Source organism: Micromonospora sp. NBRC 107095, assembly GCF_030269705.1.
GTDB classification, from domain to species: domain Bacteria; phylum Actinomycetota; class Actinomycetes; order Mycobacteriales; family Micromonosporaceae; genus Micromonospora; species Micromonospora parva.
The window spans coordinates 2,306,586-2,318,939 of record NZ_BSTU01000001.1; the positions used below are offsets into that span (position 1 = coordinate 2,306,586).

Here is a 12,354-nt window from a genome sequence, read left to right on the forward strand (position 1 = left end):
CCCGGGTCTCCTGTACCGGGACCCATCGTCGTCCCTGCACCCCGCACCAACCGGCATCGACCCGGAAGGAGGTCTGACCGTGGCGGCACCAGTACGGTCCAGGCCAGCCGGCGTCGGCCGTAACGCTGAATCCCCGCTGCCGTCGCTCCCCGGCGCCAGCCAGGAGGAGATCCGGCGGCAGAACCTCGGCGCTGTGCTGCGCTACGTCCACCTGCACGGACCGACGTCCCGCGCCGAGCTGACCAGCCGGCTCGGGCTCAACCGAAGCACCATCGGTGCCCTCGCGGCCGACCTGGTCACCAGCGGCCTGGTGACCGAGGAGGCGCCGGCCATCACCCGCCGCGCCGGTCGCCCCTCACTGGTGGTCAGTCCCCGCTCCGACCGGGTCTACGCCCACGCGTTGAGCATCGACGCCGACCGGCTGCGTGCCGCCCGGGTCGGCCTCGGCGGGCAGATCCTCGATCGGCGGGAACTCCCTCGACCCAGCGGCATGTCGGCGATCGACGCCGTCGGACCTCTCGCGGACCTGGTCCGGGACATGGAACGCGCCGTGGTGGGCGACGCGCTGCTGGTCGGCGGCGCCGCCGGGGTCACCGACACCACCCGCGACCCGGACGGCAGGATCCGGATCGCCAGCATGGACGAGACGCTCGGCGTCGCGCTGGGGGCGGAGTTCAGCGCCGGCCCCGGTTTCGTGGCCGGCGACCTGGCCGACATCGCCGGCCTGGCCGAGCACGTGCGCGGCGTCGCGGTCGGCGCCGACGACGTCATCTACCTGCACGGCGACCTGGGTATCAGCGCCGGCATCATCATCGGTGGCCGACTGGTGGTCGGGCACCGGGGTCACAGTGGCAAGGTCGGCCACATGGTGGTCAACCCCAACGGCCTGCCCTGCGGCTGCGGTTCACGCGGCTGCTGGGAAACCGAGATCTCCGAAGCCGCGCTGTTGCGCCACGCGGGCCGTGACCCGAGCGACCGCGCCGCGGTGGCCGAGGTGCTGCGGGCGGCGGCGGACGGCGACCCGACCGCCCGCGCGGCGGTCGAGCAGGTGGCGGACTGGCTCGGCTTCGGCGTGGCGAACCTGGTCAACGTGGTCAACCCGGACGTCGTGGTGTTCGGCGGCGCGCTGCGCGACATCTTCACCGCCGGGGCGGACGTGGTCCGGGACCGCCTGGCCGCCATGCCATTGCCGGCCTCCCGTGAGCACCTGCGGTTGCGCGCGGCGGCCCTCGGGCGCGACGCGGTCCTGATCGGTGCCGCCGAGTTGGCGTTCGACAAACTCCTGGCCGACCCGCTGAACGTGGGCGTCGCGGGCCAGGTCGGGACCAACGAGCCCGGCTAGCCGCGAAGTGCCCGCCGGCTCCGGCGGGCTCCCCTCTCACCTCCCTCGCTGTGCTGGTGGGGCTCCGACGATCCACCACTCCCGTACGACCTACCGTATGTTGTACGGTAGTGGTGTTGGCAACGTCGTGAGGGAGCGCTGTGACGACAAGAGGCGACGCGATAGCGGCCCAGGGGCTGCGCAAGCGGTACCGGGACCGGTACGCGCTGGACGGCTTCGACCTGCGGGTGCCGCAGGGAACGGTGTGCGGTCTGCTCGGCCCGAACGGCGCCGGCAAGACCACCTCGGTACGGATCCTGTCCACCCTGCTGCGGCTGGACGAGGGCCGTGCCGAGGTCGCCGGGTTCGACGTGACGAGCCAGCCCGACCAGGTGCGCTACCGCATCGGTCTGGTGGGGCAGCATCCCGCGCTCGACGAGGCGCTCAGCGGTCGGCAGAACCTGGTGCTGTTCGGCCGGCTGTTTCACCTCGGTCGCCGCCGGGCCCGACAGCGTGCGGTCGAGCTGCTGGAACGCTTCGGTCTCGCCGACGCCACCGAGCAGCCGGTCAGCACGTACTCGGGAGGGATGCGCCGACGGCTCGACCTGGCGGCCGGCATGATCCTGGCCCCCGCGGTCCTCTTCCTCGACGAGCCCACCACCGGGCTGGACCCGCGCGGGCGTAACGAGGTGTGGGAGTCGGTCCGGGAGTTGGTGCGAACCGGCACCACAGTGCTGCTCACCACCCAGCACCTGGACGAGGCCGACCAACTCGCCGACCGGATCTCGGTGGTCGAGGCCGGCCGGGTGATCGCCGAGGGTACGCCGGACGACCTGAAGACCCGGCTCGGCGGCGACCGGATCGAGGTGGTCGTCGCGGCGCCGACCGACCTCGCCGTCGCCGTCGCCGAGGTACGCCGGGCGGTCGACGACGAACCGACTGTCGACGTGGACCGGCGGATGGTGAGCGTCCGGGCCGGTCACCGGGCCGGTGTGCTCGTCGACGTGTTGCGGGCGCTCGACGCCGTGAACATCCCGGTGGCGGACGTCGCGCTGCGCCGACCGACTCTGGACGACGTGTTCCTGCACCTCACCGGAGACCGGGCACCGACCGCCGAGGTGGTGGCATGAGCGTGGTGAGCACCCCGGCCCCGGCGGTGGATCTGACGCCCGGCCGTCCCGCACTCCTGGCCGACAGCGGCACCCTGATCTGGCGCAACCTGGCCCGGTGGCGACGCGACCCCGGCACACTGGTCGCCTCGCTCGGCTTCAACATCCTGATCGTGCTGATGTTCGCCTACCTGTTCGGTGGCGCGTTGCAGGTGCCCGGCGGCGGCAGCTACCGGGAGTTCCTGATGCCCGGCATGTTCGTGATGACCATGGTGTTCGGCATCAGCCTCACCACGATGGCCGTCGCCGAGGACCTGGAGCGCGGCGTGACCGACCGGCTCCGATCGATGCCTGTTTCCCCGCTGGCGCCGCTGGCGGCCAGGGCGGCGGCCGACATGCTGTTCGCGCTGGTCACCCTCGCAGTCCTGCTGCTGACCGGTCTGGCAATCGGGTGGCGGGCGCACGGCGGGGCCGCTGCCACGCTGGCGGCGGTGGGACTGATCCTGCTGCTGCGCTTCGCCCTGATCTGGGTCGGCATCTTCCTCGGGCTGGTCACCCGTGGGCAGACCGCCGTGGTGGCCGTGCAGACCCTGGAGTTTCCGCTCGGCTTCCTGTCCAACGCGTTCGTGGCACCGTCCACAATGCCCGCCTGGCTCGGTGCGGTGGCCGCGTGGAACCCGCTGTCGGCGACCGTCGGCGCGACCCGCGAGCTGTTCGGCAACCCCGGTTGGGGCGGTGACTCCTGGGCGGCCCAGCACTACCCGTGGCTGGCGGTGCTCTGGCCGCTCGTCCTGGTGGCCGTCTTCCTGCCGCTCTCGGTCGCCCGGTACCGGCGGCTGGCCGGCTGAGCACGAGCCGCCGAGGCATCCGCGGAGCGGGTGGACCCGGCCGCGCTCGGGCAGGCCTTCAGCGGGCGTACGGTGCTGTTGTCGCCGGCGCGGCACGCTCACCGTGCACGCCATTTACGAGGACGTGCCCGTCACCCCCGAGGTGACCGCCGCCGTGCACGACGAGGTGCGCGACCTCGCGTCCTGGCTGGCGCTGACCGTGGAGCTTCCCCGCTGACGGGTGATCGCCGAGGCCCCCGCCGCCCCGACGAGCACCCGTCAACCGGCTAGGCGATCCGGCGAATCCGGCGGACGGCGAGATAGAGCAGGAGCAGCGCCAGGGCGACGAAGACGCCGGTCTCGATGCCCTGGAACAGCCAGAACCGGTCCGCCGGCTGGTAGAGCTGCCAGTTGTACGCGCCCGGTTCGAGGCCCAACTCGGCCCCGCAGACCCGACCGTTCGGCCCCTTTCCGCCCGGCGGGCACTGGATCTGGGTGTCCTCCGCGATCATCGTCCCGTCGGGGTTCCGGACGCCCTGGGTGAGGATCCAGTCCCCTCGGTTGATCTCCGGTGGCCCTTCCGTCTCGATCGGGAAGGTCTTGGTGCGGGCGGCCTGGTAGTGCGGCCGGGCCAGTATCTCCACCGCCGCCCGTACGCCAATGAACCCGGCGAGCGTGATGCCCATGGCGGGTAGCATCCGCTTCCACACGGTGCCGGCGAAGACGCCGAGCGCGACGGCGAAGAGGGTGTAACCGATCGGGACGATGCCCTGCAGGTCAAAGACGATCATGCCGAGCCGGCCCTCGTCCGCGACCTGGGTGAGCGGGTCGACCCACCATGACATGCCCAGCCCGTAAATCGCCGCGAGGACCAGCACGGCCCCGCCCACCAGCCCGAACTTCACCAGGGCCCAGCGGGTCCGGCCGACGCCCTGGGTCCAGACGAACCGGTGCGTGCCGTGCTCCACCTCGCGGGCGACCAGTGGTGCGCCCCAGAAGAGGCCGACCAGTGCCGGCAGGGTGATCAGCAGCACGGCCACCAGGTTGAGGCCGCTGTACTGGTTTCCGAATCGGCGGAAGCCCGCGTCGCAGGTCTCGCGGGTGGCGGCCGCCACGTTGGCGTCCGCGAGCTGGCGGACGCAGTCCGTCAGCCCGAGGTCGGCGAAGGTGTGTCGCATCGACAGGCCGATCGGCACCAGCAGAGCGGCCAGCGCCGCGAGCCCCAACATTGTGTAGAACGCCTGCTTGCGGTGTTGCCGCCAGGTCAACCAGATCATGCTGCCACCCCCCACTCGCTGTGACTGGTCTGCGTGGTGCCGTCGGCCAGGTAGGCCAACACGACGTCCTCCAGGCTGACCTCGCGGATCGTCCACGCCGGATCGGTGACGGGCCCGTCGGTGCGGACCAGCAGGGTGGACTGCCGGTCGGTGTGGCTGGCCCGGATCACGGCGGTGACGCCCCCGATGACGCCGCCGTCGTGGCGGGGACCGACCAGCTGCCGGTGCTCGGCGACCAGGTCGTCGACCGCGCCGGTGAGCTGCACCTGGGAGGCGTTGAGCACGATCAGGTAGTCGCAGACGCGTTCCAGGTCGGCCAGCAGGTGCGAGGAGAGCAGGACGGTGGTGCCCGACTCCGCGACGCTGCCCATCAGCGACTGGAGGAACTCCCGTCGGGCCAGCGGGTCGAGGCTGGCGACCGGTTCGTCGAGCAGCAGCAGACGCGGCTGCTTGGCCAGTGCCAGGGCGAGCGCGACCTGGGCCCGTTGACCGCCGGAGAGCTTACCGACCGGCTTGTCCGGCGGTATGCCGAGCTGGGCCAGCCGCTTACGGGCCAACCCCGCGTCCCACCGTTTGTTCAGCTTGCCGCCGGCGATGACCAGCTCGGACGCCGTGAAGTCCCGGTACAGCGGGGTGTCCTGGGCGACGAAGCCGATGTCGGCCAGCCCTTCCGTGTCGCCATAGGGAGACCGGCCGAACACCCGGACCGCGCCCTCGGTGGGCTTGAGCAGCCCGACGGCCAGGTGCAACAGCGTGCTCTTGCCCGCGCCGTTGGGCCCGACCAGCGCGGCGATCCGACCGGCCGGCAGATGCAGTGAGCAGTCCCGCAACGCCCAGGTGCTGCCGTACCGCTTGCCGAGCCGGTCTGCTTCCAAGACCATGTCCATCCCTTGTCCTCTCGTTGCGTTCACGCGGGCTCCTTCTGCGGGGCGTCGTCGGCGAGGGTGGCGCGCAGCGTCGTCTCCACCAGGGCGATGACGTCCTCGGCCGTGAGGCCGGCGGCCTGCGCCCGGTGCAGCCAGGCGACCAGGTCGTCGCGCAACTCGGCCTGATTGGGCAGGGACGCCCCGGCCAGCGTGCGTTGGACGAAGGTGCCCACCCCGGGCCGGCCGCCGACCAGACCCTCGATCTCCAACTCCCGGTACGCCTTCAGCACCGTGTTCGGGTTGATCGCCAGGGATTGCGCGACGTCCCGGACCTTCGGCAACTGGTCTCCCGGCGTCAGCAGGCCGACCCGCAGCGCCTGTTTCACCTGCTGCACGAGCTGCATGTAGGTGTTCACCTTCGACCGGCTGTCCAGTACGAACTCGATCACTCGCGATGATCCTTCCTGTTGTCCTACGACAGTAGGACTAATAGACAGCTTCACCGTTGCCCCGTGAGCTGTCAAGCCCGCCCCGGCATGTTCACCCCGCGCGGCACTGTCGGCTCGCGGGTGCCGCGCCGGTCCAGGTGGCACCGGCAGGCCAGCGGTTGGCACCGACGGGCCAGCCCGATGGGAAGGGACCGGCAGCGATCCGCGTGGACGGGGAGGGGTTCGATGGTCACCAACGAACTGACGACGTCGAGGACGACTCCACTACAGGCCGCTCGCGCCCGGGGCCGGGTACGCGGCCGGCTGATCCTGCTCGGCCCGGCGTTCGTCGCCGCCGTCGCCTACGTCGATCCCGGCAACTTCGCCACCAACTCCGCCGCCGGTGCCCGCTACGGCTATCTGCTGGTCTGGGTCGTGGTGGTGGCCAACCTGATGGCGATGCTGGTGCAGACCCTCACCGCGAAGCTGGGTCTGGCCACCGGGCGCAGCCTGCCCGAGCTGTGCCGGGAACGCCTGCCCCGGCCGGTGAACCGGGTGATGTGGGTGCAGGCCGAGCTGGTCGCCATGGCCACCGACCTGGCCGAGGTGATCGGTGGGGCGGTGGCCCTGTACCTGCTCTTCGGCATCCCCCTGCTGCCCGGCGGGATCATCATCGGCGCTGCCGCGTTCGCCGTGCTCGCGCTGCGCTCACGCGGCTACCGCGCCTTTGAGGTCGCCATCGCCGTCCTGCTCGGGGTGATCGTGCTGGCCTTCGCCGCCAACCTGCTCGCCTCCGGCTCCGATCCCGGCTCGGCGATGGCCGGTCTGGTGCCGCGCCTGCAGGGCACGGACAGCGTCCTGCTGGCCGCCGGCATCCTCGGCGCGACAGTGATGCCGCACGTCATCTACGTGCACTCCGCGCTCACCCGTGACCGCATTCCCGCCGCCGACGACGGCGAGCGTCGGATCCTGTTCCGTGGTCAGCGCACCGACGTCCTGCTCGCCCTGAGCGCGGCCGGCGCGGTCAACCTCGCCATGCTGCTGATCGCCGCGGCCAGCTTCCGGGGCGGTGGCCCGGGCGGTGCGGACAGCCTGGAGGGGGTGCACGCCGGACTCGGTCAGAGCATCGGGACCGCCGCCGCGTTCGGCTTCGCCGTCGCCCTGCTGGTCTCGGGGCTCGCCTCCACGAGCGTGGGCACCTACGCCGGAGAAGTGATCATGCAGGGCTTCCTGCGGCGCCGGATCCCGCTGCTGCTGCGTCGGCTGGTCACCCTGCTGCCCGCGCTGGCCGTGCTCTCCATCGGCCTCGACCCGACCCGGGCGCTCGTGCTGTCCCAGGTCATCCTCAGCTTCGGCATCCCGTTCGCGCTGATCCCGGTGGTCGCCTTCACCCGCCGCCGTGACCTGATGGGCAACCTCGTCAATCACCCGCTCACCACCGCCGCCGCGTCACTGGTGGCCGTGCTGGTGGTCGCGCTCAACGCGTTCCTCCTCTGGCAGGTCGTCGCCGGCTGAGCCGGCTGGTAGGCGTCGCCGGCTGAGCCGGCTGGTCAGCGTCGCCGGCTGAGCCCCCAGAGATGGTGCATCGGCCCCTGAGTTCTCTTCGGAACGAGCCTGGGCCCGGACATCCCTACGAGCGTGATGCCTGTGAGCCATATTGATGACTCACAGGCATCACACATTGGAAGTTATGTCGGGCCAGGCCCGCGTGGGTGGTCAGCCCCGTGGTGGCGGTTGCCCGCCTTCGCCGCCGGAGCCGGCCGGGCCGGCGGGAGCGATCGTGGTCAGGTGCGACGCCCCTCGTCGCGGGCCGGAATCTCCTGGCGCTGTTCGAGGGCGTCCGCCGGGTTGGCGTCGGCCGGCAGCGACGTCACCTCCTCGAGCGTGCCCGCCGGAAAGGCGCCCTGCTCGGCCAGGTCGGCCTCGGCCGCCTCCGGGTCCACCTCACCCGACACCCGGTCCGGCGGCCCGACGTCGAACGCGTCCTGTCGTTGCTCAAGGGCGTCCGCCTCCGGAGGAGGGATCGTGCCGTCCTGTTCATCCCGGTACGTGCTCATCGGAGCCTCCCACCCGGCGGGTGTCGACATGCCGCCGGGCCGCTGCCTACCCACCAGCGCCGCACTCAGGCCGCCATGCCGCTCAAGAGTTGGGAACGGGCTGCGGCGTCAGGCCCGTGACCTGTCCGACGGCGGTCAGTCGGCCGTCGCCTCGGCGGTGGTGCCCCCACGGGCGCCGGCGGCCAGCCCCAGCGCCAGCAACACGCACCCCGCGCCGACCAGGAAGAGCAGCGATGCGGTCGGCTGGCCCGGCCGGGCGGCCGAGGCGGTGCAGCAGCCGTCGCCCGAACCGGCCGGCCTGGTATCGCGCACGGTCATGGACATCCTCCGGCTGCAGAATCGGGCGCAGCGACAGTACATCGGCCAGGGGCCGGGCGCGTCCCCCGGATGACCGCCGCCGCTGGCCGGGATCGGCCAGGATGGTCGGGTGGCCGCTCCCGGCCGCGACGAGGAGGGTGGATGATGCGGGTACGCGGACGGTTGACCTGGGGGCGGCGTGCTCGCGCGCTGACCGTGTTGCTCGCCGGCGTGCTGCTGCCGGCGGTGGCGCTGGTGCCAGGCACCGCCTCGGCGGGCGCGGCGGGCACGCCCGTCTGCGAGGTGCGGGACAACCGGCTCCGCGAGATCTCCGGAATGGTCGCCATCGACGACGGGTACGTGGTGATCAACGACGGGGCCGACGACGAGGCGCGCCGCCGGATCTTCTTCCTCGACCAGCGGTGCGCGGTGCGGCGAACCGTCTCCTTCCCGTCCCGGCCCCGGGACACGGAGGACCTGGCCATCGGCCGGGACGGCACCGTCTGGGTCGCCGACATCGGCGACAACGACCGGTCCCGGTCGACGGTCGGGGTGTGGCGACTCGCGCCGGGGGCGGAGCAACCGGTGCTGCACCGGATGACCTACCCGGACCGTCCGCACGACGCCGAGGCGCTGCTGCTCGACGCGTCCGGTCGACCGCTGATCATCACCAAGGGCGGCAGTGGCACCGTCTTCCTGTACGCGCCGACCACCGCGCTGCGGGCGGACGCGGCGACGCCGTTGACCGCGCTGGGCCAGGTGACACTGCCGACCACCACGACCAGCAACCCGTTCTCCTTCCTGGGGCGCGGGGTGGTCACCGGCGCGGCGGCCGCCCCGGACGGACGGCGGGTGGCGCTGCGCAGCTACGCCGACGCCTTCGAGTACGACGTGCCCGACGGCGACGTGGTCCGCGCGTTGACCACCGGCACCGCACGGATCACCCCGCTGCCGGACGAGCCCCAGGGCGAATCGATCACCTACAGTCGCGACGGCCGGTCGTTGCTCACCGTCTCCGAGTCCGCCGGCCAACCCGCCAGCCGTCCGACGATCCTGCGCTATCCGGCCACTGCCACCACGGCCACCGCCACGCCCCCCACTGAGTCCGTCGGCCCGGTGTCGCCCACGGCGGTCCGTCCGGCCGCCGGGGAGGTCGGCGCCGCGGGTGGGCGGACGTGGCCGCTGGTGGCCGGAGCGGGGACGCTGGTGCTCCTGCTCGGGCTGGCCGGCGTGCTGCGCCGCAGGCACACCGCGCGCCAGTGAGCGGCCCGGGCCTGCGGCAGGATGGGAGGATGTCCGTCCTGTCCACGTTGCGCCACCCGATCATCGCCGCCCCGATGGCCGGCGGCCCGTCCACTCCCGCGCTCGTGGCCGCCGTGTCCGCGGCGGGTGGACTGGGCTTCCTCGCCGCCGGAATGATCGACACCGAACGGTTGGTCGCCGACGTCGCCGAGGTCCGCGCCCGCACCGACCGGCCGTTCGGTGTCAACGTCTTCCTGCCCGACCCCGGCGGCGTCGACGAGGCGGCCATCCAGGCGTACGCCGAACGGCTCGCCCCGCAGGCCGGGCAGCGCGGGGTGAGCCTGGGCGAGCCGACGGGAGGCGATGACGCGTACCCGGAAAAGCTGGCCGCGCTGCTCGCGGACCCGGTCCCGGTCGTGTCCTTCGTGTTCGGTCTGCCCGACCGGGCGGCGGTGACCGCCCTGCGCGAGCGGGGCACCGAGGTATGGGCCACTGTCACCCGCCCGGACGCCGCGACCGCCGCCGCCGACCTGGGTGTGGACGCCGTGGTGGTGCAGGGCACCGAAGCCGGCGGGCATCGTGGCGGCCTGCCGGACGACGACGACTACGGGGTGCTGCCGCTGCTCCGGCTGACCGCCGCCAGCTGTGACCGGCCGCTGGTGGCCGCGGGCGGCCTCGTCGACGGCCCCGCGGTGGCCGCCGTGCTGGCCGCCGGCGCCGCCGCCGCGCAACTCGGCACGGCCTTCCTGCGCTGCCCGGAGGCGGGCAGTTCGCCGATGCACCGGGCGGCGGTGGCCGGTGCCACGCCGACCGCGTTGACCCGGTCGTACACCGGTAAGCGGGCCCGTGGGGTGGCCAACGACTTCCTGCGCCAACACGACGCGGTGGCACCGCGCGGTTACCCCCAGGTGCTCCACCTGACGCGCCCACTGCTGGCCGCCGCCCGGCGCGACGGGGACGCGTCGGTAGCCAACCTGTGGGCCGGACAGGCCCACCCACTGGCCCGGGACCTGCCGGCGGCGCAGGTGGTCGCCGAGGTGAGTGCCGACGCCCGGGCGGCGCTGGCCACAGTGGTCGCACGGTCCGCTCGCTGGGGCTGATCAGGACGCCGGCAACCGGCTCGGGCGGGCGGGACAGGCCCGACGGGCAACCGGTTAGAGTCTCGCCGTGATCGAGATCGGTGCGCAGGTCGACCTGTCCCATCCGGCGGAGCGGGTCTGGCTCGCGCTGACCGACCGGCAGTTGCTCGGACGGTGGTTCGCCGAGGCCGAGACGGTCGAGGGCGTGCCGGACCGGCTGCTGCTGCACACCGCCGGCCTGCCCGGCTTCGGCGCCAACGTCGAGGTCGAGGTGACCGAGCGGCAGGAGCCGGACCTCCTCGTGCTGTCCTGCGACGAGGCCGGCCGGCTCAGCGAGCTGACCTGCACGGTCACCGCCACCAAGCAGGGCTGCCGGTTGGAGCTCCGGGAGGTCAGCACGCACGGCGCGTGGTCCGGCGAGCAGCATGGGCCCCGTGAGCAACAGTTGCGGCAGGCGCTCACCGTACGGCTGCCGGCCATCCTCGACTGGCTCGCCTTCCAGCAGGTCGACCTGCGCCGCGCCGATGGTGGGATGACAGCGGAACTGCCGGTGCTCGGTGTACGCGGCAGGGCCGGCCGCAATCCCCGCCGTCGTCGCACGCTGGTCGCCGTTGTGGCCGGGGCGGTGCTGCTGGCGGGGACGGCGGCCTGGGTGACGTTGCCGCCCGACCCGGAGCCGGTCGCCGCGCCCGTACCGGCCCCGAGCGCGTCGCCGACGGTGACCCCCGCCCGGAGCGCCGTCGCACCCTCGGCGACCCCCTCGGCGCGTCCCACGCGGGTCACCGCGTCGCCGACCACCCGACTGAGCCGGACCCCGTCGGCGAAGCCCTCGCGCACTACCGAGTCGGCTGCGCCACCCCCACCACCGACGCCCATGACGGCGCGCTACCAGACCGACTCCAGCCGGCTGTTCGGCTACACCGGCGAGATCGTGGTCGGCAATCCCGGCGCCGCTCCGGTGGCGGACTGGGCGGTGGTGGTCACCCTCGCCGAGGGCACCACAGTCGACGACGTGGACGGCGCGAACTGGCGACAGGACAAGCGGGTGATCACCTTCACCGGAACCGCCGTGGCGGCCGGGGGATCCCAGACGATCAGCTTCGACGTCCGCGACAGCCGGCCGAAGGCCCGGGAGCCGGAGAGCTGCACGATCGGCGGGCAACAGTGCGCGGGCCTCTGACTAGGCTGCCGTCATGGCACTACTGCACAGGGCGACCCTGCACCCCACGAAGCTGGACCTGCTGACGGCCTGGCTGCCTGACCGACAATGGTTCGCCGGACCGAAGGGCGTCGAGGTGGTGAGCCGAGGCGCCTACCGCTTCGACGACCCGGCCGGCGAGGTCGGCATCGAGACGATGCTGGTCGCCGCCGCAGACGGGCCGGTCCACCAGGTCCCCCTGACCTACCGCGCCACCCCTCTCGACGGCGCCGAGCAGTGGCTGGTCGGCACGACCGAGCACTCGGCGCTCGGCCGACGCTGGGTGTACGACGGCTGCGCCGACCCGGTGTACGCCGCGGCGCTCGCCCACGCGATCCTCACCGGTGCCGGCCAGGCGGAGCAGTACTTCGAGGTCGACGGCCGGCGCGAGGTACGCGAGCCGACGATGACGATCGAGGTCAGCGAGACCGGCGGCGACAACCCGTCCCTGGTCGGCGCCCCGCGCCGGGTCGTCGACGGGGACAGCACGGTCATCAGCACCGACACCGTCGAGTTGGTGGTCGTCCGGCGACCGGGTGCCGGGGCCACCGGGGCAACCGGTGCCACGCTGAGCGGCAGCTGGGACGGTCAGCCGACCAGCGTGCCACTGGCGTACGCCCGGGTGCGCTGACCCGCCTTCGTCCCGAATGTGC

General features: G+C 72.8%; 13 protein-coding genes. 8 read left to right on the top strand and 5 right to left on the bottom strand.

The genetic code is table 11. The features are described from left to right. The first annotated feature begins 79 nt into the window (after positions 1–79). The 3 genes from QSK15_RS10730 (at position 80) to QSK15_RS10740 (ending at position 3,278) form a co-directional block, all read left to right on the top strand. Positions 80–1,342: an ROK family transcriptional regulator gene (locus tag QSK15_RS10730; protein ID WP_502889537.1), complete on the top strand. Its 1,263-nt coding sequence runs from the start codon at positions 80–82 to the stop codon at positions 1,340–1,342. A gap of 140 nt (positions 1,343–1,482) precedes the next feature. Next, positions 1,483–2,451, top strand: coding sequence for an ATP-binding cassette domain-containing protein (locus QSK15_RS10735; RefSeq protein WP_285794017.1), 969 nt, complete (start codon positions 1,483–1,485; stop codon positions 2,449–2,451). After that, positions 2,448–3,278 (top strand): ABC transporter permease, encoded by an 831-nt coding sequence (locus QSK15_RS10740; RefSeq protein WP_285794018.1) that lies wholly within the window; start codon positions 2,448–2,450, stop codon positions 3,276–3,278. Before QSK15_RS10735 ends, QSK15_RS10740 begins: the two co-directional genes overlap by 4 nt. A gap of 266 nt (positions 3,279–3,544) precedes the next feature. Here QSK15_RS10740 and QSK15_RS10745 read toward each other — a convergent pair whose 3' ends face one another. From QSK15_RS10745 to QSK15_RS10755, 3 genes are read right to left on the bottom strand one after another with little or no spacing between them, the layout of a single operon-like run. Beyond that, positions 3,545–4,534: an ABC transporter permease gene (locus QSK15_RS10745; protein WP_285794019.1), complete on the bottom strand. Its 990-nt coding sequence runs from the start codon at positions 4,532–4,534 to the stop codon at positions 3,545–3,547. Further along, complete coding sequence (locus QSK15_RS10750) at positions 4,531–5,421, bottom strand: ABC transporter ATP-binding protein (protein ID WP_285794020.1); 891 nt, start codon at positions 5,419–5,421, stop codon at positions 4,531–4,533. Before QSK15_RS10750 ends, QSK15_RS10745 begins: the two co-directional genes overlap by 4 nt. Before the next feature lie 20 nt (positions 5,422–5,441). Beyond that, on the bottom strand, positions 5,442–5,849 hold the full coding sequence (locus QSK15_RS10755; RefSeq protein WP_030335957.1) for a GntR family transcriptional regulator: 408 nt from the start codon (positions 5,847–5,849) through the stop codon (positions 5,442–5,444). A gap of 225 nt (positions 5,850–6,074) precedes the next feature. On the opposite strand from QSK15_RS10755, the gene QSK15_RS10760 reads away from it, so the two are divergent. Continuing rightward, entirely contained in the window at positions 6,075–7,343 is a 1,269-nt protein-coding gene (locus QSK15_RS10760; RefSeq protein ID WP_285794021.1) for an Nramp family divalent metal transporter, read from the top strand. 269 nt (positions 7,344–7,612) lie between these two features. Here QSK15_RS10760 and QSK15_RS10765 read toward each other — a convergent pair whose 3' ends face one another. Both QSK15_RS10765 and QSK15_RS10770 read right to left on the bottom strand, forming a co-directional pair. Beyond that, positions 7,613–7,885 carry a hypothetical protein gene (locus QSK15_RS10765; RefSeq protein ID WP_285794022.1) on the bottom strand — a complete coding sequence of 91 codons (273 nt, stop codon included), beginning with the start codon at positions 7,883–7,885 and terminating at the stop codon, positions 7,613–7,615. Positions 7,886–8,020: 135 nt separating this feature from the next. Then, on the bottom strand, positions 8,021–8,203 hold the full coding sequence (locus QSK15_RS10770; protein ID WP_285794023.1) for a hypothetical protein: 183 nt from the start codon (positions 8,201–8,203) through the stop codon (positions 8,021–8,023). Positions 8,204–8,344: 141 nt separating this feature from the next. Here QSK15_RS10770 and QSK15_RS10775 point away from each other — a divergent pair, with 141 nt between their 5' ends. The 4 genes from QSK15_RS10775 (at position 8,345) to QSK15_RS10790 (ending at position 12,332) form a co-directional block, all read left to right on the top strand. Next, entirely contained in the window at positions 8,345–9,445 is a 1,101-nt protein-coding gene (locus QSK15_RS10775) for an SdiA-regulated/phytase-like domain-containing protein (protein WP_285794024.1), read from the top strand. Positions 9,446–9,474: 29 nt separating this feature from the next. Beyond that, positions 9,475–10,524, top strand: coding sequence for an NAD(P)H-dependent flavin oxidoreductase (locus tag QSK15_RS10780; RefSeq protein WP_285794025.1), 1,050 nt, complete (start codon positions 9,475–9,477; stop codon positions 10,522–10,524). A gap of 67 nt (positions 10,525–10,591) precedes the next feature. After that, positions 10,592–11,683 (top strand): SRPBCC domain-containing protein, encoded by a 1,092-nt coding sequence (locus QSK15_RS10785; protein ID WP_285794026.1) that lies wholly within the window; start codon positions 10,592–10,594, stop codon positions 11,681–11,683. A gap of 13 nt (positions 11,684–11,696) precedes the next feature. Next, positions 11,697–12,332, top strand: coding sequence for a CG0192-related protein (locus QSK15_RS10790; protein ID WP_285794027.1), 636 nt, complete (start codon positions 11,697–11,699; stop codon positions 12,330–12,332). Positions 12,333–12,354 lie beyond the last annotated feature (22 nt).